At 71.4% G+C, this 19,176-nt stretch carries 22 protein-coding genes; 8 read left to right on the top strand and 14 right to left on the bottom strand.

The annotated features are described in order from the left end of the window. The first annotated feature begins 27 nt into the window (after nt 1-27). Nucleotides 28-717, top strand: a complete 690-nt coding sequence (locus tag ABD714_RS14845) for an urease accessory protein UreD (protein ID WP_344813158.1) — start codon at nt 28-30, stop codon at nt 715-717. Nucleotides 718-730: 13 nt separating this feature from the next. Here the strand turns inward: ABD714_RS14845 and ABD714_RS14840 are convergent, their stop codons facing one another. The 6 genes from ABD714_RS14840 to ABD714_RS14815 all read right to left on the bottom strand — a co-directional run bounded on the left by ABD714_RS14840 (nt 731) and on the right by ABD714_RS14815 (nt 7,044). Beyond that, on the bottom strand, nt 731-1,621 hold the full coding sequence (locus tag ABD714_RS14840) for a hypothetical protein (RefSeq protein WP_344813157.1): 891 nt from the start codon (nt 1,619-1,621) through the stop codon (nt 731-733). Between the two features lie 225 nt (nt 1,622-1,846). Beyond that, nucleotides 1,847-3,634, bottom strand: coding sequence for a cytochrome bc1 complex cytochrome b subunit (gene qcrB / locus ABD714_RS14835; protein ID WP_344813156.1), 1,788 nt, complete (start codon nt 3,632-3,634; stop codon nt 1,847-1,849). After that, entirely contained in the window at nt 3,634-4,737 is a 1,104-nt protein-coding gene (gene qcrA / locus ABD714_RS14830) for a cytochrome bc1 complex Rieske iron-sulfur subunit (RefSeq protein ID WP_344813155.1), read from the bottom strand. Before qcrA ends, qcrB begins: the two co-directional genes overlap by 1 nt. Then, nucleotides 4,734-5,549 carry a cytochrome bc1 complex diheme cytochrome c subunit gene (qcrC, locus tag ABD714_RS14825; protein ID WP_344813154.1) on the bottom strand — a complete coding sequence of 272 codons (816 nt, stop codon included), beginning with the start codon at nt 5,547-5,549 and terminating at the stop codon, nt 4,734-4,736. Before qcrC ends, qcrA begins: the two co-directional genes overlap by 4 nt. Before the next feature lie 101 nt (nt 5,550-5,650). Then, the gene (ctaE, locus tag ABD714_RS14820) at nt 5,651-6,361 is read right to left on the bottom strand and encodes an aa3-type cytochrome oxidase subunit III (protein ID WP_486348154.1); all 711 of its coding nucleotides are present in this window, start codon (nt 6,359-6,361) and stop codon (nt 5,651-5,653) included. A 143-nt stretch (nt 6,362-6,504) separates the two neighbouring features. Further along, on the bottom strand, nt 6,505-7,044 hold the full coding sequence (locus ABD714_RS14815; protein WP_344813153.1) for a hypothetical protein: 540 nt from the start codon (nt 7,042-7,044) through the stop codon (nt 6,505-6,507). A gap of 46 nt (nt 7,045-7,090) precedes the next feature. Between ABD714_RS14815 and ABD714_RS14810 the strand changes: the two genes are divergently transcribed. Then, nucleotides 7,091-7,558, top strand: coding sequence for a response regulator transcription factor (locus ABD714_RS14810; protein ID WP_344813152.1), 468 nt, complete (start codon nt 7,091-7,093; stop codon nt 7,556-7,558). A 1-nt stretch (nt 7,559) separates the two neighbouring features. Continuing rightward, a complete protein-coding gene (trpD, locus tag ABD714_RS14805) occupies nt 7,560-8,612 on the top strand; it encodes an anthranilate phosphoribosyltransferase (RefSeq protein ID WP_344813151.1) in 1,053 nt (350 codons plus the stop codon). A 142-nt stretch (nt 8,613-8,754) separates the two neighbouring features. Here the strand turns inward: trpD and ABD714_RS14800 are convergent, their stop codons facing one another. Further along, nucleotides 8,755-9,594, bottom strand: a complete 840-nt coding sequence (locus tag ABD714_RS14800) for a DUF2510 domain-containing protein (protein WP_344813150.1) — start codon at nt 9,592-9,594, stop codon at nt 8,755-8,757. A 109-nt stretch (nt 9,595-9,703) separates the two neighbouring features. On the opposite strand from ABD714_RS14800, the gene ABD714_RS14795 reads away from it, so the two are divergent. Then, complete coding sequence (locus ABD714_RS14795) at nt 9,704-10,120, top strand: pilus assembly protein CpaE (RefSeq protein WP_344813149.1); 417 nt, start codon at nt 9,704-9,706, stop codon at nt 10,118-10,120. Here the strand turns inward: ABD714_RS14795 and ABD714_RS14790 are convergent. From ABD714_RS14790 to ABD714_RS14780, 3 genes are all read right to left on the bottom strand, one after another. Then, nucleotides 10,084-10,818 carry an A24 family peptidase gene (locus tag ABD714_RS14790; protein WP_344813148.1) on the bottom strand — a complete coding sequence of 245 codons (735 nt, stop codon included), beginning with the start codon at nt 10,816-10,818 and terminating at the stop codon, nt 10,084-10,086. The two genes, ABD714_RS14795 and ABD714_RS14790, sit on opposite strands and share 37 nt — an antisense overlap. Before the next feature lie 13 nt (nt 10,819-10,831). Continuing rightward, nucleotides 10,832-11,332: a hypothetical protein gene (locus ABD714_RS14785; protein ID WP_344813147.1), complete on the bottom strand. Its 501-nt coding sequence runs from the start codon at nt 11,330-11,332 to the stop codon at nt 10,832-10,834. A 138-nt stretch (nt 11,333-11,470) separates the two neighbouring features. After that, nucleotides 11,471-12,514 carry a hypothetical protein gene (locus ABD714_RS14780; RefSeq protein ID WP_344813146.1) on the bottom strand — a complete coding sequence of 348 codons (1,044 nt, stop codon included), beginning with the start codon at nt 12,512-12,514 and terminating at the stop codon, nt 11,471-11,473. Between the two features lie 201 nt (nt 12,515-12,715). Here ABD714_RS14780 and ABD714_RS14775 point away from each other — a divergent pair, with 201 nt between their 5' ends. Together ABD714_RS14775 and ABD714_RS14770 are read left to right on the top strand one after the other, a co-directional pair. Beyond that, entirely contained in the window at nt 12,716-13,231 is a 516-nt protein-coding gene (locus tag ABD714_RS14775; RefSeq protein WP_344813145.1) for a peptidylprolyl isomerase, read from the top strand. A gap of 19 nt (nt 13,232-13,250) precedes the next feature. Beyond that, nucleotides 13,251-14,090, top strand: coding sequence for a rhomboid family intramembrane serine protease (locus tag ABD714_RS14770; RefSeq protein WP_344813144.1), 840 nt, complete (start codon nt 13,251-13,253; stop codon nt 14,088-14,090). A 38-nt stretch (nt 14,091-14,128) separates the two neighbouring features. Here ABD714_RS14770 and ABD714_RS14765 read toward each other — a convergent pair whose 3' ends face one another. The 4 genes from ABD714_RS14765 to ABD714_RS14750 form a co-directional block, all read right to left on the bottom strand. After that, nucleotides 14,129-14,287: a hypothetical protein gene (locus ABD714_RS14765; protein ID WP_344813143.1), complete on the bottom strand. Its 159-nt coding sequence runs from the start codon at nt 14,285-14,287 to the stop codon at nt 14,129-14,131. Continuing rightward, entirely contained in the window at nt 14,284-14,562 is a 279-nt protein-coding gene (locus ABD714_RS14760; RefSeq protein WP_344813142.1) for an Lrp/AsnC family transcriptional regulator, read from the bottom strand. Before ABD714_RS14760 ends, ABD714_RS14765 begins: the two co-directional genes overlap by 4 nt. A gap of 165 nt (nt 14,563-14,727) precedes the next feature. Beyond that, nucleotides 14,728-16,446, bottom strand: coding sequence for a DEDD exonuclease domain-containing protein (locus tag ABD714_RS14755; protein ID WP_344813141.1), 1,719 nt, complete (start codon nt 16,444-16,446; stop codon nt 14,728-14,730). Nucleotides 16,447-16,564: 118 nt separating this feature from the next. Next, entirely contained in the window at nt 16,565-17,383 is an 819-nt protein-coding gene (locus tag ABD714_RS14750; protein ID WP_344813140.1) for a methyltransferase domain-containing protein, read from the bottom strand. Between the two features lie 206 nt (nt 17,384-17,589). Here ABD714_RS14750 and ABD714_RS14745 point away from each other — a divergent pair, with 206 nt between their 5' ends. Together ABD714_RS14745 and ABD714_RS14740 are read left to right on the top strand one after the other, a co-directional pair. Further along, complete coding sequence (locus ABD714_RS14745) at nt 17,590-17,826, top strand: hypothetical protein (RefSeq protein ID WP_344813139.1); 237 nt, start codon at nt 17,590-17,592, stop codon at nt 17,824-17,826. A 76-nt stretch (nt 17,827-17,902) separates the two neighbouring features. Beyond that, nucleotides 17,903-18,997 (top strand): C40 family peptidase, encoded by a 1,095-nt coding sequence (locus ABD714_RS14740; protein ID WP_344813138.1) that lies wholly within the window; start codon nt 17,903-17,905, stop codon nt 18,995-18,997. The last annotated feature ends 179 nt before the right edge of the window (nt 18,998-19,176 follow it).

The following is a 19,176-nucleotide window of genomic DNA, read 5'->3' as shown; positions in this document are numbered from 1 at the left end:
CCGGTGCCGACCGTGACGACGACGAGGGTGAGCGTCGAGGTCCGCGACGGCCACCATCAGGTGCGCACCCGCGCCGGTCTGCTGCGGGCCCAGCGGCTGCACGGACCCGTCGACCGGGCCCGGGTCGCGCTCGTCGGACAGACCGCGCTGCTGCTGGGCGGGGACGAGGTCGGTCTGGAGATCGAGGTCGGCCCCGGGGCGACGCTGGAGCTGTCCGACATCGCGGGAACCGTCGCCTACCACGGGCGGGGGAGGGCGGCGTCCTGGCACACCGGCATCCGGTTGGGCCTGGGCGCTCGGCTGAGCTACGCCGGCGCCCCGTTCGTCCTCAGCGACGGGTCGGACGTGACCCGGACCCTGGCTGTCGACCTGGCGGACGGGGCCGCGGCCCGGTGGCGGGAGACGTTGGTGTTCGGACGGGCGGGCGAGCTCGGCGGCCGGTTGGACGCCACCACCGTGGTGCGCCGCGAGGGTGCCGAGATCTGTCGGGAGCGGCTGCTGCTCGACCCGGTGACGCGTGCGCGGCCCGGTGTTCTGGCCGACGTACACGTGATCGACTCGGTGCTGGTGTTCGGTGAGACACCGTCGACCGGGGCACCAGCCGCCGGGTCGGGCGAGCCCGGGCCGGACGGTCTGGTGACCTACCGGTTGCTGGAGGCCGGCAGCACCCTGTCCCGCTTCCTGGGGACGAGCCTGGCGGACTCACCGCTCGGCTGAGACCGGGGTCCGGTCAGCCGCCCGCGCCGTTGCCGGTGTCGCCGGGCTCCGCCGCCCCGCTGCTGGACGCCGACGGAGTAGCGGCCGAGCTCGGCTGCGTGCTGGTCGACGGCTCCGCGCTCTGGCTCGGCTCGGTCGTCGGCTCGGCGGACCCGGTCGGCTGGCTGGACGGTGCCACGCTGGGCTCGGCGCTGGCCGTCGTCGAGGGCTCGGCCGTCGGCGACGAGGAGGTCTCCGCGGAGGGGGCCTGGACCGGTGTGTCAGTGCCACCCGAACGACCCTCACCGACCTGGGTGAGGGTGGTTCCCTGGCCGCCGGAGACAGCCTGGCCACTGACCAGCTCGAAGGCCGTGATGCCGGCGACGGCCAGCAGGAAGACCGCGGCGATGCTGATCAGGATGGCCTTCCACGGTCGCCGCGCGACCGGCCGACCGGCCGCGTCGACGTCGGCGGCGGTGGCCTCCGGCTGGGGTGAGGGGGGAGCGATGGCTGCCGCCGGCTGCGTGACGGTCCAGTCGCCCCAACCGTCGGCCGCGCCGTCGCCCGCTGCCCGGAGATCGACCGGCCGGGCTTCTGTCGCGCCAGTCCCCACCGCGGTGGTGTCGGCCGGCACGGAGGTGACCGCTACCGCGGTTCCCCCGACCCGACCGACGAAGGCCGAGGAGAGCCTGTTCCGGGTGTGCTTGAGCGAGGCGGTGTAGAGAGAACCGGCCGTGCCGGCCACGACGCTGCCGATGGCCGCGCCGAACACGGTGCCGGCGACGCCGAGGCGGGCGCCGATCACGGCGGCCGTCATGGCCGCGAGGGCGCCACCGACCAGCTGCGTGGCCGACAGCTCCAGCAGGCGGGGTTTCGGCTCGGCCGGCTCCTGCGCGGAGGGGGTCAGGGTCTTGGTGTCAGTCATGGGTGAGGCGAGTTCCTGGGGATTCGGGAGTCGGGCTTCGGTCCTGCCCCGGAGGGCGGCGGACGCCCCTGTCCAACTTGACCAACGTGACCCACCTGCCGATCGTTACCCGGCGGCCGTCCGGGGTGACCAAACCCACACCCTACGCCGAACCGCGACGGAAGGACCGGAACGCAGCGACGCCCCGCCCGGAAGGGCGAGGCGTCACTGGTGGATCAGCTGCGATCAGTCCTGGGAGCGGGCTCCCGAGCCGGCTCCGACCTCGCGGGTGCCGTGACCGTTGCTGTGCCCGTTGCCGTTGCCGTTGCCGTGCCCGTTGCCGATCTCGCCGTGACCGTTGCCGTCGGCGTGGTCGTCGTCGTGGTGGTGGGCGGCCGCCTCGAGCTCGGCCCGGGTCGGCTTCCGCAGCGCGTCCAGGTACCAGAAGCGGCTGGCCTTGCGGCGACGCTGCTCGGCCTTGAGCTCCTTGTCGGAGAGGTCGCCCTGCTCCGAGACCGGGGCCAGGGCGAGCGGCGCGACGTGCTGGGTGAGGGTGTACGCCTCGTCCTGGCTGATCGGCTCGTGCGCCTCGGAGTAGCCGCCCGACGGGTCGCGCACGATGATGGCGCTCTCCGACCCGTGCAGCAACCGCTCCTCGTCCGAGCGCTGGAGACCGATGCAGATCCGCTTGGTGATGATGAAGGCGATCACCGGTCCGGCGAAGACCATCACCCGCAGGAAGTAGGTGACCGAGTTCAACGACACGTGGAACTGGGTGGCGATCAGGTCGTTGCCACCACCGATCCAGAACAGCCCGTAGCAGGTCATCGCGGCCACCCCGAACGCCGTCCGGGTGGGGACGTTCCGCGGGCGGTCGAGGATGTGGTGCTCGGCCTTGTCGCCGGTGACCCACTGCTCGACGAACGGGTAGACGATCATCGAGACCGCCATCAGACCCATCAGCCCGAGGCCGGGGATCGCCACGTTCCACGACCAGGTGGTGTTGCCGATGTGGGACTCCCAGTTCGGCATGATCCGGATCGCGCCCTCGACGAAGCCCATGTACCAGTCGGGCTGGCTGCCCGCGGTCACCTGGGCGGGGTTGTACGGGCCGTACGTCCACAGCGGGTTGATCTGCATCAGCCCGCCCATCAAGGTGATGACCCCGAAGACGATGAAGAAGAAGCCACCCGCCTTGGCCATGTAGACCGGGAAGACCGGGTAGCCGACGACGTTGCCGTCGTTGCGGCCGGGGCCCGGGTACTGGGTGTGCTTGTGGTAGACCACGAGCGCCAGGTGGGCCGCGATCAGACCGAGCAGCACAGCCGGGATGAGCAGGATGTGCGCCATGTAGAGGCGGGCCACGATCAGCGAGCCGGGGAACTCCCCGCCGAAGACGAACATCTCCGCCCAGGTGCCGATGATGGGAATCGCCCTGACCAGGCCGTCGACGAACCGCAGGCCCGTTCCGGAGAGCAGGTCATCGGGCAGCGAGTAGCCGGCGAAGCCCTCGATGAGGCCGATGAACAGGAGGCTGACCCCGATCACCCAGTTGATCTCGCGCGGCTTGCGGAACGCACCGGTGAAGAAGATGCGCAGGCTGTGGGCCAGCATCGCCGCGAGGAACAGCATGGCTGCCCAGTGGTGCATCTGCCGGATCAGCAGACCGCCGCGGATGTCGAAGGAGATCGCCAGCGTGGACTCGAAGGCCTCCGACATCTGCAGACCGCGGAGCAGCTGGTAGGTGCCCTCGTACTCGACCTCCGCCATCGACGGCTTGAACCACAGGGTCAGGAAGACGCCGGTGAGCAGCAGGATGACGAACGAGTAGAGCGCGACCTCACCGAGCAGGAACGACCAGTGGTCGGGGAACACCTTGCGGATGAAGGGTCGGCTGAGCTTGGCCACGCCCACCCGCTCGTCGGCCCACTTGGCGGGGCCGGCGGCGACCTTGAACACGGGTCCGAGCTGCTTGGGTGGGGTCTCGGCCGCCACGGACGAGCCGGCGGAGACGGTGGGTGCGGGCTTGGCCATCAGTTATCACCCTGCTGGAAGTCATTGCGGGAGTCCCGCTCGAAGTAGCTCGGGCCGGTGGGCACGTTGAAGCCGTCCCGGGCCACGAGATACCCCTCGGCGTCGACGGTGATCGGGAGCTGGGGGAGGGACCGGGCGGCGGGTCCGAAGACCACGACACCGGAGTCGCCCAGATCGAACGTCGACTGGTGGCAGGGGCACAGCAGGTGGTGCGTCTGCTGTTCCCACAGGCTGATCGGGCACCCGACGTGGGTGCAGATCTTGGAGTAGCACAGGATCCCGCCGACCTGCCAGTCCTGGCGCGAGTCGGGGATCTTGATCGTGTTCGGGTTCATCCGGACGACGATGATGGAGGCCTTGGCCTTCTCCTGCAGGAACTCGGTCCCGTGCAGGTCCTGCAGGTTCTCGGGCTGGGCGTTGATCAGCTGGCCGATCTGGATCTGGTCGGCCTTGATCGGGACGTACGTGACGTCGTTGACCAGCCGGATGCCCTCTTTCCAGATCGTCGTGGCGATGGTCCGGTCGATGAACTTCCGCGTCGGCCAGGGACCGAGGTCGGCCAGCAGGACGACGCCGGGCAGCGCGACGAGCCCGAGGGCGCCGAGCAGGCTGCGCCCCAGCACCTTGCGCCGGGTGATGCCGGACTCGGCGATCCCCTGCTCGAGGATCGCGACCGTCTCCTCGCGCTCCTCGTCGCTGGAGGACGCACCGTGGCGGTAGTCGACCGCCTCGTGGTCGTCCATCAGCTGGCGGGCCCACTGGATCGCGCCGACGCCGATGAGCACCAGCGCCAGCCCGAGCGTGAGTCCGAAGACCAGGTGCTGGAGGCCGGTGTGCAGCGGCCCGAAGTCGATGTAGGCGTCCTTCGGGATGGCGAAGTAGCTGACCACGAAGATGATCGCCAGCACCGGCACCAGGCCGAACATGGTGGCCACCTGCCGGGTCGCCCGGTCGGCGGCGTCCTCGTCGACGTCGGTGAGCCGGGGCAGGTGCTCCGGCTCGCCGGGGTCCGGCACGGGGAACCTGGGGTCGTCGACGGTGGTGGCCAGCTCGCGGCCACCGCCCCCGTGGCTGTCGCCGGTGCGGTGCTCCAGATCGGTCATCGCGCCTTCACTCCCTTCGCTGCGATCCAGATCGCGAACAGGACGAGGACCCCGAGACCGGCGACCCAGGCCCACAGGCCCTCGGCCACCGGGCCGAGTCCACCGAGCCCGAGACCACCGCGGTTGGGCTGCTCGTGCAGCTCGTTGAGGTAGCCGATGATGGCCCGCTTGTCCTCGACGGTCAGCACGCCGTTGGAGAACACCGGCATCTGCTGCGGGCCGGTCAGCATGGCCGTGTACAGGTGCAGGTTGCTGACGTCGAACAGGGACGGGGCGTACTTGCCGTTCGGCAGCGCACCGCCAGCACCCTCGAAGTTGTGGCAGGCCGAGCAGTTGGTGCGGAACAGCTCGCCACCGCGGGCGATCTCTTCCTCGCTGAGGCCGGCCGGGTCGTACTGCTCAGGCTCCGGGATGGCCGGACCCGGGCCGAGGGTGGCGACGTACGCCGCCATGGCCAGGACCTCGTCCTCGGTGAACTGGCTCGGCTTGACCTCCGCCTGCGGTCCGGGGTGGGCCATCGGCATCCGGCCGGTAGCCACCTGGAACTCCACCGCCGCGGCTCCGACGCCGACCAGCGGGGGACCCTGGATGGAGCCGGACACCTGGCCCTCGCCGTTCAGACCGTGGCACGAGGCGCAGGACACGGTGAACAGCGCCTTGCCTTCGGCCACCTGCTGGCTGGTGCCGGTGTCGGCCGCCGACTTCGTGCTCGGCGCCATGGCCGAGTAGAGAGCGCCCATGACGAGCAGCGCGAACACCAGCACCAGCCCGCGGGCTGCCGGGTGCCGTCGTCTTGCGGTCAGGAATCGCACGTGGGGGTCCCTCTCGGTTGTGCTGTCGAGGCGCTTCCGCGGACGGGAATTGCACTCGTCTGGTCATTCAGTTGTGCGGCCGGGCGTGGATGCGCCCGACGTCAGCGAAGCAGGTAGATCACACCGAACAGCGCGATCCAGACGACGTCGACGAAGTGCCAGTAGTAGGACACGACGACGGCGCTGACGGCCTGTTCGTGGGTGAAGGTGCGAGCCAGGTAGGTCCGCCCCAGGAAGAGGACGAAGGCGATCAGCCCGCCGGTCACGTGCAGGCCGTGGAAGCCGGTGGCCAGGAAGAAGGCCGACCAGTAGACGTTGGTCGAGATGGTGGCGCCCTCGGAGAACAGCGCCGCGTACTCGTAGACCTGACCGCCGATGAAGAAGGACCCCATCATGAAGGTCAGGATGTACCACTCGCGCAGGCCCCAGGTCTTGATGGCGGCCAGGGAGCCGGTCCGCTTGACCTGGCCCCGCTCGGCGGCGAAGACGCCCATCTGGCAGGTGAAGGAGCTGGCCACCAGGACGGTGGTGTTGACGACGGCGAACGGGATGTTCAGCATCTCCGTCGACGCCTGCCACAGGGGCTCGGTGCCGTTGAGAGCCGCCTGGCCGTTGGTCACGTTGCGGATCGTGAAGTAGGCCGCGAAGAGCGCCGCGAAGAACATCAGCTCCGACGCCAACCAGACGATCGTGCCGACGGCGACCATGTCGGGGCGGCCCTCGTGCCCCCGCAGGCGCGACTGGGGGATGCGATGCAGCGCGCCGCGCGGCTTGATCATCGAGCCGCTGACCTCGTGTGTATGAAGAGCCACGAGGTCATTATTGCCGTACGACACCACCAGGTCACTCCGGGGCACGCACAGGAGCCGCCGATGGGGCGTCCCGCCGCTCACGGACGCCTCTCACCGTGCCCCTTGGGACCCGTTCTGTGACCTCCCGGAGACCTCCGAAAGCCTCAGACGCCCCCGTAGCTGTCGATCCGGGTCCGGGCCCGGAAGGTCAGCGCCAGCAGCAGCAGCCCGGTGAGCGCCAGCACGGCCCAGGCGGGACCGAGGTGCGCGTCGACGCCCAGGGCGCCGAGGCGCACGGCGCCCAGCCAGAGCAGCGCGGTGGCGAGCACGAGCACCCAGCCGGCCAGGTGCAGCGGCCAGAAGAGGAACGTGTTGATCTCGTCCATCAGCAGGGCCACCAGGGTCACCAGGCCCACGACCACCCCGACCTGCTGGAGCGTCACGGCGACGCTGAAGACGTTCAGCCACGTACCCAGCGCACCGGGGTCGGCTCCGGTGTAGAAGCTGGGCATCTCGGTCGGGTCGAGGCTGCGAGCCAGCCCGGCGGCACCCCAGAGACCACGGGTCACGGTGACCGGCTCGATCTGGGTGTTCAGCGAGGTGATCGTCAGGTAGGGCAGCAGGCAGCCCAGGACACCGAGCCCGAGCGGCACGGCGACCTGGATCAGGCGGGAGCGGTCGATCGTGAGGTTGGCGACGGCCATTCGGCTACGATCCCATGGCACACCGCCGGAGGAGGACGTGGACACGATGACCGATGAGGCCCAGCACACCGACCCGAGCGTGGGAGCGGCGCGCGAGCTGGTGATCCTGCTCTACGCCTCGGACCGCACGGTCCGGGAGAACGTCCGCTTCACCCTGGGTCGCAAGGTGGCCGCCGACCTGGCGCCGATCCAGGTGCAGGAGGTGGCCACGCAGCCGGCCGTGCTGGCCGCGATGGACCGCGGCGGCATCGACCTGGTCATCCTGGACGGCGAGGCCGTGCCCGGCGGCATGGGTCTGTGCCGGCAGCTCAAGGACGAGATCTTCCCCTGCCCGCCGGTCCTGGTCCTGACGGCGCGGCGGGACGACGCCTGGTTGGCCACCTGGTCCCGGGCGGACGGCGTGGTGCCGCACCCGGTCGACCCGCTCCGCCTGCCCGCCGTCGTCGCCACGCTGCTGCGGACGCCCGACCGCACCAGCACGAGCACCGACGTCGTCCCGGTCGGTCCTGCCTGACATGCCGACTGCAGGCGGCCGCCCGGCGGAACTCACCTGGTCGCAGGTCCTCGGGCCGCTGGTGGCCGGGCAGGATCTTCCCGGTGAGGCGACCGCCTGGGCGATGGAACGGTTGCTGAGCGGGGAAGCCACACCGGCCCAGCAGGCGGCGTTCGTCGTGGCGTTGCGGTGCAAGGGCGAGACGGTGGCCGAGCTGGCCGGGCTGGCCGACACGATGCTCGACTTCGCCACACCCATCGAGGTGCCGGGTCCGGCCGTGGACGTCGTGGGTTCCGGGGGAGACCGGGCCAACACGGTGAACCTGTCGACCATGGCGGCCATCGTGGCGGCGGCGGCGGGCGGCCGCGTGGTCAAGCACGGCAACCGGGCCGCCTCGTCGGCCTGCGGCGCCGCCGACGTCCTCGAGGCGCTGGGCGTGGCCCTGGACCTGCCCCCCGAACGCCAGGCCGAGGTCGTGGCCGAGGTCGGGATCGGTTTCCTGTTCGCACCGCTCTACCACCCCGCCCTGCGACACGCCGTCTGGCGCCGGGAGCTCGGCATCCCGACCACCTTCAACTTCCTCGGTCCGTTGGCGAACCCGGCCCAGCCGGTCGCCCAGGCGGTCGGGGTGGCGGACGTGCGGATGGCCGGTCTGATGGCGGGCGTGTTCGCCGGCCGCGGTCAGCGCGGTCTGGTGGTCCACGGCGGCGACGGGCTGGACGAGCTGACCACGACCACCACCTCGACGGTCTGGGTCTACGCCGACGGGGAGGTCCGGGAGCGGGAGCTCGACCCCGCGCACCTGGGCATCGCGCGGGCCGAGGTCGCCGACCTGGTCGGGGGGGACGCCGCCACCAACGCCGCGGTGGTCCGCGACCTGCTCGCCGGCCGCACCGGGCCGGTTCGTGACATCGTCACCCTGAACGCGGCGGCGGCGCTGGTGGCCCTCGACGGCCCGGTGGCCGACGATCTCGACGCGCAGCTGGCCGGGGGTCTGGAACGCGCCCGCGCCGCGATCGACTCCGGGGCCGGGCAGGCCAAGCTGGAGGACTGGGTCGCCGCCACCCGGCGCTGACGGTGCTCGCTCCGCTCGGCCGCTCACGGTGCTCGCTCCGCTCGGCCGCCGACGGTGCTCGCTCCGCTCGGCCGCGGATCGCGCGCGGACCCGGCGGTGGTCGAGGGATCTGGGGTGCTGGCGTGGAGCGAGCACCAGGGGCTCAGTTGATGCGGAGGGACGCCAGTGAGCCGGCGGCGAGGGCACGGACCTGCTCGCTGGCGTCGTCGGGAACCGAGCTGAACGCGACCACGACCGAGCCGTCGTCCAGGCGGATCAGGATCGCGGTCACGTCGTCGTAGCGGCTGGGCAGCCCGGCGATGTCGTACGCCACCTGGGCCGTGACCCGGACACCGCCGTGGCCGTCGACCGAGTGGTCGGACACGTCGACGTCGCGGACCTCCGTCGGGCCCGAGCCGTAGACCTTGTCGGCCAGCTCGCGGACAGTGGTCTCGGAGTCCTCGTCCAGGTCGAAGTCGGCGGCCAGACGGTCGCTGACCGAGGCCAGGCAGGTCATCGCCGTCCAGCCGGCGCGCTGGTCGGTGGGTGCGTGCACGGTGGCCTCCGCGAGGAAGACGACGTCGAGGACGCCCGGAACCTGGTGCGTCCCGCCGGACACCTTGTAGGGCGCCGGGGGCAGATCCAGGGTGACCGGACCGATGCTGGCCCGGCGGGCGCGCTCGTCGAGCTGACCGCCGACGGACGCCGCCGCCTCGTCGGGTTCCCGCCCGGGGCCGGACGCCGGTCCGGACCACAGGAGCAGCAACGCCCCCGCGGAGGTGGTCAGCACGAGGGCGACGACGACGGTCCAGGCGACGGCACGCACCATCCGCGACTGCCGCCGAGGTGGGACGACCGGGCCGGTCCCGTCGGGTGCGGGAGCGTACGCGTGGTCGGCGGTGTGGTCGGTCCAGGTGGTGCCGTCCCACCAGCGGAAACCCTCGTCGACCGGGGCGTCGTCGGCGGGGTCGGGATACCAACCCGGTCGCGGCGTCGTGGTCACGGCACCGAGATTAGTTGGCTCTCCGCAAGGCTCCGGTCGGTCGCGGCACGACCAGGGCGGCGGGCCGCAGCGCCCCGACCGTCACGGACCGGCTGGCTAGGCTCGCTGCATGATCTCTCGAGAGCTCGCCCGTGAGCTCGGGCCGCACCTGTCCTGGCAGCCGCACAACGGTGACCTGTTCTTCATCCCGCGCCCGGAGATCGCGGACTCCGTGTTCTGCGTCAGCGACATGGTGGTGGAGCTGATCACCCGCAACGGTGAGACGCGCTTCCACTTCAACGGGACGGTCGAGTGGGCACTCGACTCGGTCGAGGTCGAGGACGTGGTCTGGCTCCCGCGCGAGGAGCAGCTGCGCGAGCAGCTGGGTGAGCACTTCCTGTCGATGGACGCCGGCCCGGACGGGTTCGTCGTCTCGGTCAGCGGACCGGGCCGTGCCCACCACACCGAGCCGGAGCCGTCGGCGGCCGACGCGTACGGGCGGGCACTGCTCTACGTGGTCAGCCAGGCCACCAGCATGGCCAGGTAGGCGCCGGCCAGGATCGCCGGCGCGTACGCGAAGGCGCCCCGCCGGCCCAGCGCCAGCCGGCCGACTCCCACCAGCGCGCCGACCAGGCTGCCGAGGACGAGCGCCCAGGCCAGCACCGACCAGTCCACCGACGCGGTGGCCGCCCCGACCAGTGGGGCGTACCGGACGTCGCCGAAGCCGAACCCGCCCCGGCTGAACCACCAGACCGCGCCGAACACCGCCCCGGCCAGGACGAACCCGGCGAGACCGCGCAGCAGCAGGTCCGCGCCGCCGAGCACCGCCCCGAGCGCGAGGGCGATCGCCGTGGCGGCCCAGGCCGGCCGGGTCAGCGGCAGCGGCAACCAGGTCGTCCGGGCGTCGACCGCCGCCAGCAGCACGCCGAACGTGGCCAGCACCAGCCAGCCGGGCAGGGTCGCCGGCGGCGCCAGCAGCGCGGCGGCCAACGCGGTCACCGCCCCCAGGGCGGCCACGACCGCGGCGAAGGCACGGGTGGCCAGAGCCGCGTACGGAACCTTCCGGTCCGGGTCGGTCCCCGCCGCGGAGGCCGCTGCCGGTGGCGGGCTCACGCCCGGTGCGGACGGCGCCGACGGTGCGGCCGGATCCGTGGGCTCCGGCAACCGGCGCAGGACCGCGGGTGTCGCGGCGAACAGGACCAGCCCCGTGACCAGCGCCAGCCCCAGCGCGACCGGCACCGTCATCGCGTCGGCCGGGTCAGGCGACGGCGATGTGGGGACCGGCGAGGTCCTGGTCGGTCTCCCACTGCTCGTACGCCGCCGCGACCGTCAGCGCGACCAGCTGCGAGCAGGTAGCCGACCCGCGGCCGATGACCCGCTCCAGGACCGGGATGGCGAGACCGAGGTCGTCGGCCAGCCGCTCCACCGACCAGCCGGCCGCGGTCATCGCCCTGAGCCGGTAGCGGCTCGCCCGCACGGGCACCGGCCGGTGGCGGATGGACCGTGCCTCCGTGACGGTGATGCGCAGCAGACGCCGACCGGTGTCGCCGCAGATCCGTCGCATCACGCGCCCCCGCCGACCGTGGGCCAGGTGCGCCACCGACCGCACGCTGACCCCGGCCAGGCGGGCCACCACGGGCTCTGTGAGCCCGGCGGCCAGCAGGAGCGTCAGGTGCGCCCGGAAGGGCGCGGCGTCGACCCACACGCCCTCGGCGTCGGGGTCGTAGGAAAAGAGAATCGGCTGCAGCGCTGGTGTCACGGTTCCTCCTGATCGGGCCTCTGTGAAGAGAAGGCCTTGTCGGAGGTGCCGCTGTGAGCGCTGCAGCCGATGTTTCTTGGCTCAGGTGTCGCCGGTTCGTGGGAGGTGTCGTCCCGGTCACCGACGTGTCGTCCGTCGCTACTTGGTGTTGTCGTCCTTGTTCTCGGTGTCGCCCGACGCGGATGCCTCGCCACCGTCGGTGTCGGCGTCCTCGGGGGGCTGGGTGCCCTCGGGGGCCTCGTCGTCGACGGCGTCGGGGTCGACGTCCTCGCCGCTCTCCGAACCCAGCTCGACCTCCGACTCGACCGGAGCCTGGTCGCTGTCGGCCTCGTCGGAGATCTCCTCCTCGAGTCCGTCGACGGCCGACGTGTCGTCGTCGGTCTCGACCGCGGTGACCGCGTTGGCGCTGGCGGCCGACGTGGGGTCGGTGGCCGCCGACCAGGTGCTGGCCGGTGACGTGGCCGGACCGGCGGGGGCCGAAGGCTTCGGGACGTACGGCGCAGTGGGGCGAGCTGCCTGCCAGTCGGCGTCGGAGCTGCCGAGCAGCTTGCGGGCGACGATGGCGGCGATGCCGCCGACGGCGAGCACGATGGCCAGCCGCTTCAGCCACCGGCTCTTCGGCTTCGGCGCGACGACCTCACCCCGGGCGGCGGCCACGACGGCCTTGCCCCGGCCACTGGCCTCCGCGACGACGGCCTTGCCGCGATCGGTCGCCTCGACCACGATCGGCGCCGCCGCCGCGGCCGCCAGGGCCTCGGCCAGCTTGGGGAAGACGTCGTCGTGCATCTTGCTCTTGGCGGCCTCCACGGCCGGCGGGACCTTGTCCAGGGCGTCCTCGAAGGCCGGCCCGAACTTCTCCACGGCGTCGTGGGCGACCTGGGCGCCACGCTGCCTGGCCGACTTGGCGTACGGGCCGACGGTCTCGCTGACCTGGTGCGCGTAGGGGCCGACCTTCTCGCCGACGGTCTCGCTGACCTGCTGGGCGTAGGGACTGACGGTGTCCACGACCCGGTCCCTGGCCTGCTGGGCGTAGGGGCTGAAGGCGTCCGCCGCCTGGTGGGCCAGAGGTCCGACCCGGTCCGCGGCCGCGCTGATCCGATCAGCCGCGAGATGAGCGAAGTCCTGCACCGCCGGCAGTACCTCCTCGGTCACCACCTCGGCTGGGCTGTTCTTCTTCCCCATCACATTCCTCCATCATCAAGTGCGGCAGTAGATCCCGTGTGCATGAGCGGGACGTCAGGCTCGAACCACCGTACCGGTCCACCGGTCGTCCGGTCAGGGCCGGTGGTCCTCTCCGTGCACGAGACGTCTTGTCCGCGCATGACAGGATGGCTGCCGATCTCCTCGACCGTCGACGGAGACTGACGGAAGGTACGACGACCGGTGCCCACCACGGCGACGCTGCACACCAACCACGGCGACATCACGATCAACCTGTTCCCCGATCACGCCCCCAAGACGGTGGCCAACTTCGTCGGTCTGGCGTCGGGCACCAAGGAGTACGCCGACCCGGAGACCGGTGCGCCGACCAAGGGCAAGTTCTACGACGGTCTGGTCTTCCACCGGGTCATCGACGGCTTCATGATCCAGGGCGGCTGCCCGCTGGGCACCGGCACCGGCGGCCCCGGCTACGCCTTCGCCGACGAGTTCCACCCCGACCTGGCCTTCAACAAGCCCTACCTGCTGGCCATGGCCAACGCCGGGCCCGGCACCAACGGGTCGCAGTTCTTCATCACCGTCGGCCCGACGCCGCACCTGAACCGCAAGCACACGATCTTCGGCGAGGTGGCCGACCAGGCCGGCCGCGACGTGGTCGACGCGATCGCCCGCGTGAAGGTCGGTCGGATGGATCGCCCGGCGGAGCCCGTGGTGATCGAGTCCGTCGACATCAGCGAGTGACCTCACCCCGACCAGCGTCGTGAGCGAGCCCGGGCCGAGCTTCACCGCCCCGAACTTCACCGGTTGCTACCGGCACCCGGATCGGATGACCGGCATCACCTGCCAGCGGTGCCGACGTCCGATCTGCGGGGAGTGCATGACGGAGGCGTCGGTCGGCTTCCAGTGCCCGCGCTGCGTGGGGCTGGGCCGGGTGACCGGCCGCCAGCCCCGGACACGGTTCGGTGCCAGCATCCGGCCCGGGGGTGCGCTGGCGACGAAGGTCCTGATGGGGACCTTCGTCGCTGTCTGGTTGATCGACCTGGTCACCGGCGGTCTGGCCTCCGGCCTGCTCGCGATGAGCAACAGCTACGTGTCCTTCGGTCAGTTCTGGCGGCTGGTGACGACCTCCTTCGTCTCGGGCCAGCTGCTCGGCGTGCTGATGAACCTGCTCGTGCTCTGGCTCGCCGGCCGCGCCCTGGAGTCGGAGCTGGGCAGCTGGCGTTTCAGCCTGCTGTTCCTGGCCTCGGGATTCGGGGGGGCGACCCTGTTCTTCCTGCTGGCACCGTCGTCGTCCTGGTCGATCGGCGCCGCGTCGGCGATCGTCGGTCTGCTGGCCGCCAACACGATCGGCAAGGCCAAGACCGGCGAAGACGTCCGACCCGACATCGGCCTGCTCGTCCTGCTCGTGCTCTACGCCGTGCTGGTCGGGTTCTCCAGCTTCGGCTGGGTCAGCCTGATCGGCGGCATCATCGTGGGCGGGGTGTCGGGCGCGATCCTGGCGTACGCCCCCCGTCAGAACCGGATGGCCGTCCAGCTCGTCGGCATGCTCGCGCTGGTGGCCGTCTGCCTCGGTCTCGTGGTGGCGAAGATCGCGCTCTGACCGCGCAGGTCGGAGGCCCACCCGGCCCGGACCGGGCCTCAGGTCCGGCTGACGCTCGGGACCGGGACCGGTTCGTAGGACGGTGGGCGCACCACCGAGAGCAGGATGACCAGCGTCGCGACGAACGCGACGACCAGGATGCCCAGCACGATCAGCAGGGCCCGCGGGAGACGCGCTGACGGGGCGGTGGGGCTCACGCGTCGCCGAGGGCGAACGCGGCTTCCAGGTCGTGGCTGGAGTAGGCCCGGAACGCGATGTGGGTCTCGGTCTCGCGCACGCCGACCACCTTGTTCAGGCGGTCGGCGACCACCTCGGCCACCTGTTCGTGCCCGGACACGCGCACCAGGACGATGAGGTCGATGGCGCCGGTGACGGAGTACACCTCACTCACCCCGGCCAGGGCCGCGATCTCCTCGGCGATCTCGGGGATCCGGGCCACATCGGCCTTGACGAAGACGATCGCGGTCAGCATGCCGCCATCTTATGGACACCCGGTCTGTCGGCACGGGGTCGGTCGCCACGGGTTGTCGACAAGGTCGATCACCGCAGGATGTCGGTCGAGCAGGGTCCCATCGACGGACCCCACCACCGATGGGCCACCACCTGACGTCGGGTTGTCGGTGCCGAGGCGACAGCTCTACGAGCCGACGCCGAGCTCGCTGACCAGGCCGGGGTGGTCGAGGGTCGCGTGCAGCGGCCAGGCCCAGTCGCCGGTGAGCTCCATCAGCCGCGAGCCTGGTTGCTCCAGCCACGCGGCGATGCGCTCGGTCTCCTCGATGCCCGCGGCCGGCAGCGGGCCCACCGGCGGGAGCACCGTCTCGGCGGTGGCCCGGACGGCCCGCGCGACCACCTGCGGCACGTCGCCGGGCCGAGCGACACCGGCGGCCGCCAACCGGCCGTACCGGATCACGTGGATCTCCCAGTCGTCGTCGGTCCGCCGCGCGGCGACGATCTCGGGGCAGGCGGCCAGGCTGCGCACCCGGTGGAACCGCACACCCGTCCGGATCAGCGTGTCGAGGCGCCCGCGGACGGTGGCCGCCTCCTCGAACCGCTGCTCCTCGGCCAGTCGGCGCAGCCGGTCGCGGAGGCCGTGCACCGCGGGCCGGACGTCCTGGGCGAGCGCCGTGCGGACCTGCTCGACCAGGTCGCCGTACCCGTCCACGGAGATCTTGCCCGTGCACGGCGCGGCGCAGCGGTCCATGTCGGCCAGGGCACAGGCCGGCGACGGCCGCCGGGTGCTGAGCCGCTGGGTGCACTGCCGGATCGGGAACCCGTCGTAGACCGCCAGCACCACCTCCTCGGCCGACTTCCGCCGGCGGAACGGACCGAAGTAGGTGGCGCCGTCGTCGCGTACGGCTCGCACCACGCTCAGCCGCGGGAACGCCTCCTCGGTGATCTTGATCCACAGGTTCCGCTCCGGGAACTTGGAGCGCCGGTTGTAGCGGGGGGCGTGACTGGCGATCAGCCGGAGCTCGACGACCTCGGCCTGCAGGGGGGTGGCGCAGGGGACGGCCTCGACCCCGGTGGCGACCCGCACCATCTCCTCCATCCGCGGCCGTTTCTCGGCGGCGGTGAAGTACGTCCGCACCCGGCGACGGATGTTGCGGGAGGTGCCCACGTACAGCACCTCGCGGGCGTCGTCCCGCTCGCTGACGAACAGGTACACCCCCGGCTGCTCGGGCAGGTCCTGGGCCCAGGTGCGCTTGGCCCGACGCTGCGGCGACACCCGACGGGTGAACTCCCGCAGGTCCTCGATGGTGTGCACGCCGAGGTTGCCGACCCGTTCGATCAGCGCGTGCAGCACGTCGACGGTGGCCTCGGCGTCGGTGAGGGCGCGGTGGTTGGGCCTCGTGGGGGACTTGACGTGCTGGGCGAGGGTCGACAGCCGGCAGTTGGGCACCTCGTCGCGCAGCAGGATGGCCCGCGCCAGGGCGGCCGTGTCGAGCACGGGCCACTTCGGGTACGGGTAGCCGAGAGCCTCGCACCCCCGGCGGAGGAAGCCGGTGTCGAACGGCGCGTTGTGGGCCACGATCACGGTGTTCTCGGCGAAGGCCAGGAAGGACGGCAGCACCTCGGTGAGCGGGGGAGCGTCGGCCACCATGGTGTTGGTGATGCCGGTGAGCACGGCGATCAGGGGCGGGATGTGGCTCTTCGGGTTGACCAGCGTCTGGAACCGGCCCAGCACCTCGCCGCCCCGGACCTTCACCGCACCGAACTCGGTGATCGAGTCCGTCTCGGCGCCACCGGTCGTCTCCAGGTCCACGACGCAGAAGGTCACCTGGGACAGGTGCGTGCCGAGATCCTCGAAGGAGTCCTGCAGGCTCGCCCCGGCTGCGGTGGCCCTCGTCGCGGTCATGGGCCGAAAACTAGAGGCAGCCTCCGACACTGCTGTCGTTCCTCGCTTCGCCGCACGGCCGCTCGCGACGGCGCCTGCCTCACTCGCTTCGCTGCCTGGCCGCTCGCGACGGGAGAGGTCAGGGGACCTCGGCCAGCAGCTCGCCGTGCAGGACGGCGAACCAGGCGTCGGGCTGGTCGCCCCACCACCGCCAACCGGCGGAGAGCTCGGCCAGCTCGGTCGCGTCGGACAGACCGGCCTGCAGCGCCTGGGCGGCGAAGTCGGAGCGGACCACCCGCTCGGCCCAGGTCTGCGACCACCAGGCCACGTCCCCGGGGTCGGCGAAGCACCAGGTCGATGCGGTGTACGTCACGTCGGAGAACCCCGCCCGCTGCGCCCAGTGCCGCAGTCGACGGGCCGCGTCCGGCTCCCCGCCCGCGGCGTGGGCGACCTGGTGGTAGAGCTCGAGCCAGCGGTCCAACCGGGGATCGGACGGGTACCACGTCATCGCTGCGTAGTCGGCGTCCCGGGCCGCGACCAGACCCCCCGCCCGGACGACCCGCCGCATCTCGGTCAGCGCGGCCACCGGATCGGAGAGGTGCTGCAGGACCTGGTGCGCGTGGGCGACGTCGAAGGAGTCGTCGGCGTACGTCAGCGAGTAGACGTTGCCGATCTCGAGGGTGATCCGGTCGATCTGCCGCTCCTCGGCCAGGGCCAGGGTCGCGGTGACGGCCTTCTCGGCGCTGTCGATGCCGGTCACCCAGCCGTCGCTCAGCCGCTCCGCGAGATCGACGGTGATGGTGCCGGGCCCCGTCCCGACGTCGAGCAACCGGTCCTGGGGCCGCAGACGGGGGAGGAGATAGCCCGCTGAGTTCTCCGCCGTACGCCACTGGTGCGACCGCAGGACGGACGCGTGGTGGCCGTGGGCGTAGCGATCGGGCTCCCGGACGTCGTTCATGCCACCAGTCTCTCGCCGACCGGCCGGCCGCCGGGGATCGTCAACGGATGCAGTTGTCACCGACATCGGGGACGAGATCATTCGTTGAGTGCCAGGCCCGCGGCGAGTGAGCAGTCCGAGCACTGTCAGAGGGCTCGGGCAGGGTGTGCCGCAGATCGGATCCTGCCGCGGGTGGGCCGGCAACGAGGTGGGATGAGGTGGGTGTGATGGACACGATGCACGTGGACTGCGACTCGTGCGTGGCGCGGGGACCGGCGTGCTCGGACTGCGTGGTCACGGTGCTGCTGGGGTCACCCCAGCACGGCGTGGACCTGGACGCCGACGAGCAGCAGGCGCTGGCCGAGCTCGCCCGAGCGGGACTCGTGCCGCCCCTGCGTCTGATCCCGGGGGCCCGTCGGGCCCAGGCGGTGCAGAGTCCGCTGGAGTGGACCGAATCGGGCTGATCGGAAACCCTGTCAGGATGCTGTGAAGTTCGCGGAACGATTTTGTGGTGACCATTCCGTGACCTAATCTGATCGGGTGACCTCACGGAGTTCCGAGGCCGTCCACGTCGGGGGACGTCTGCGCGGATATGCACGCACCGCCGCCCTCGGACTGTCGGCGTTGGCGCTGACCGGTGCCCTCGTGACCGCTCCTCAGCTCGCGCAGGCAGACCCGCCGCTGACGGTCGAAGAGGCCAAGGCCCAGATCGCTCAGCTCGAGACCGAGGCCGCTGCCATCGACCAGGAGTACGTGGGCGTCAAGCAGGGTCTGGCGCAGAGTCAGGCCACGCTCAAGCTGAAGAAGGCCGACGTCAAGACCCAGACCACCAAGGTCGAGCGTCTGCGCAAGCAGGCCGGTCAGGTCGCTCTGGCCCAGTTCCAGAACCGTCACCTCGACACGGCGGCGAAGCTGCTGCTCAGCGATGACACCGAAGACTTCCTGAGCCAGGTCTCCACGGTCGAGAAGCTCAGCGAGAACCAGAACGCCTCCCTCCAGGACTTCCAGGAGGAGCAGGCCAAGCTCACCGAGCTGGAGCGGTCGACCGAGACGGAGACGGCCCAGCTCACGAAGGAGCAGGCCGAGCTGGACAAGCTGCGGACCTCCTCCGACAGCAAGATCGCCGAGTCCAAGACCGTGCTGGCCAAGCTGACCGAGGAAGAGCGGCAGCGGATCGCCGCCGAGGAGCAGAAGGCGCGCGAAGAGGCGCAGGCTGCCGCCGAGGGCGGCGCCGTCAGTCCGGCCGGCACCTCCACGGCGACCGACACCGTCACCGACGGCTCCGGCAAGGGCGCTCGCGCCCTCGCGTTCGCGAAGTCCCAGCTGGGCAAGCCCTACCGGTTCGCCTCCGCCGGCCCGAGCTCCTACGACTGCTCGGGTCTGACCTCGGCGGCCTGGTCCAAGGTCGGCGTCTCGCTGCCCCGCACGTCTCAGAGCCAGATCGGTGTCGGTCGGTCGGTTGCGAAGTCCGATCTGCAGCCGGGTGACCTGGTCTTCTACTACGGGTCCAGCCCCACCCACGTCGGCCTCTACGCCGGCAACGGGCAGATCATCCACTCACCGCGCCCGGGCAAGAGCGTCGAGTACGCCTCGCTGGACTCCATGCCGTTCTCCGGCGCGCGCCGACCCGGCTGAGCGCCACCCTTCGTCGAGGAGCCTCCCCGCAGGGGCCCTCGGTCCTCCGGCTCACGTCGTGGGCGCTGGTCGTCGGTCTCCTGGTGGGCTGCTCCGTCGGCGTCCAGGGCGACCGTCCCCGCGCGTCGGACCCAGCCACCGCTAGCGCCGCCTCCACGGCCGCACCGATCGACCGCGGC

It is taken from the genome of Microlunatus aurantiacus (assembly GCF_039536605.1).
Lineage (GTDB): Bacteria > Actinomycetota > Actinomycetes > Propionibacteriales > Propionibacteriaceae > Microlunatus > Microlunatus aurantiacus.
This window is presented reverse-complemented; position numbering and strand designations above follow the sequence as displayed.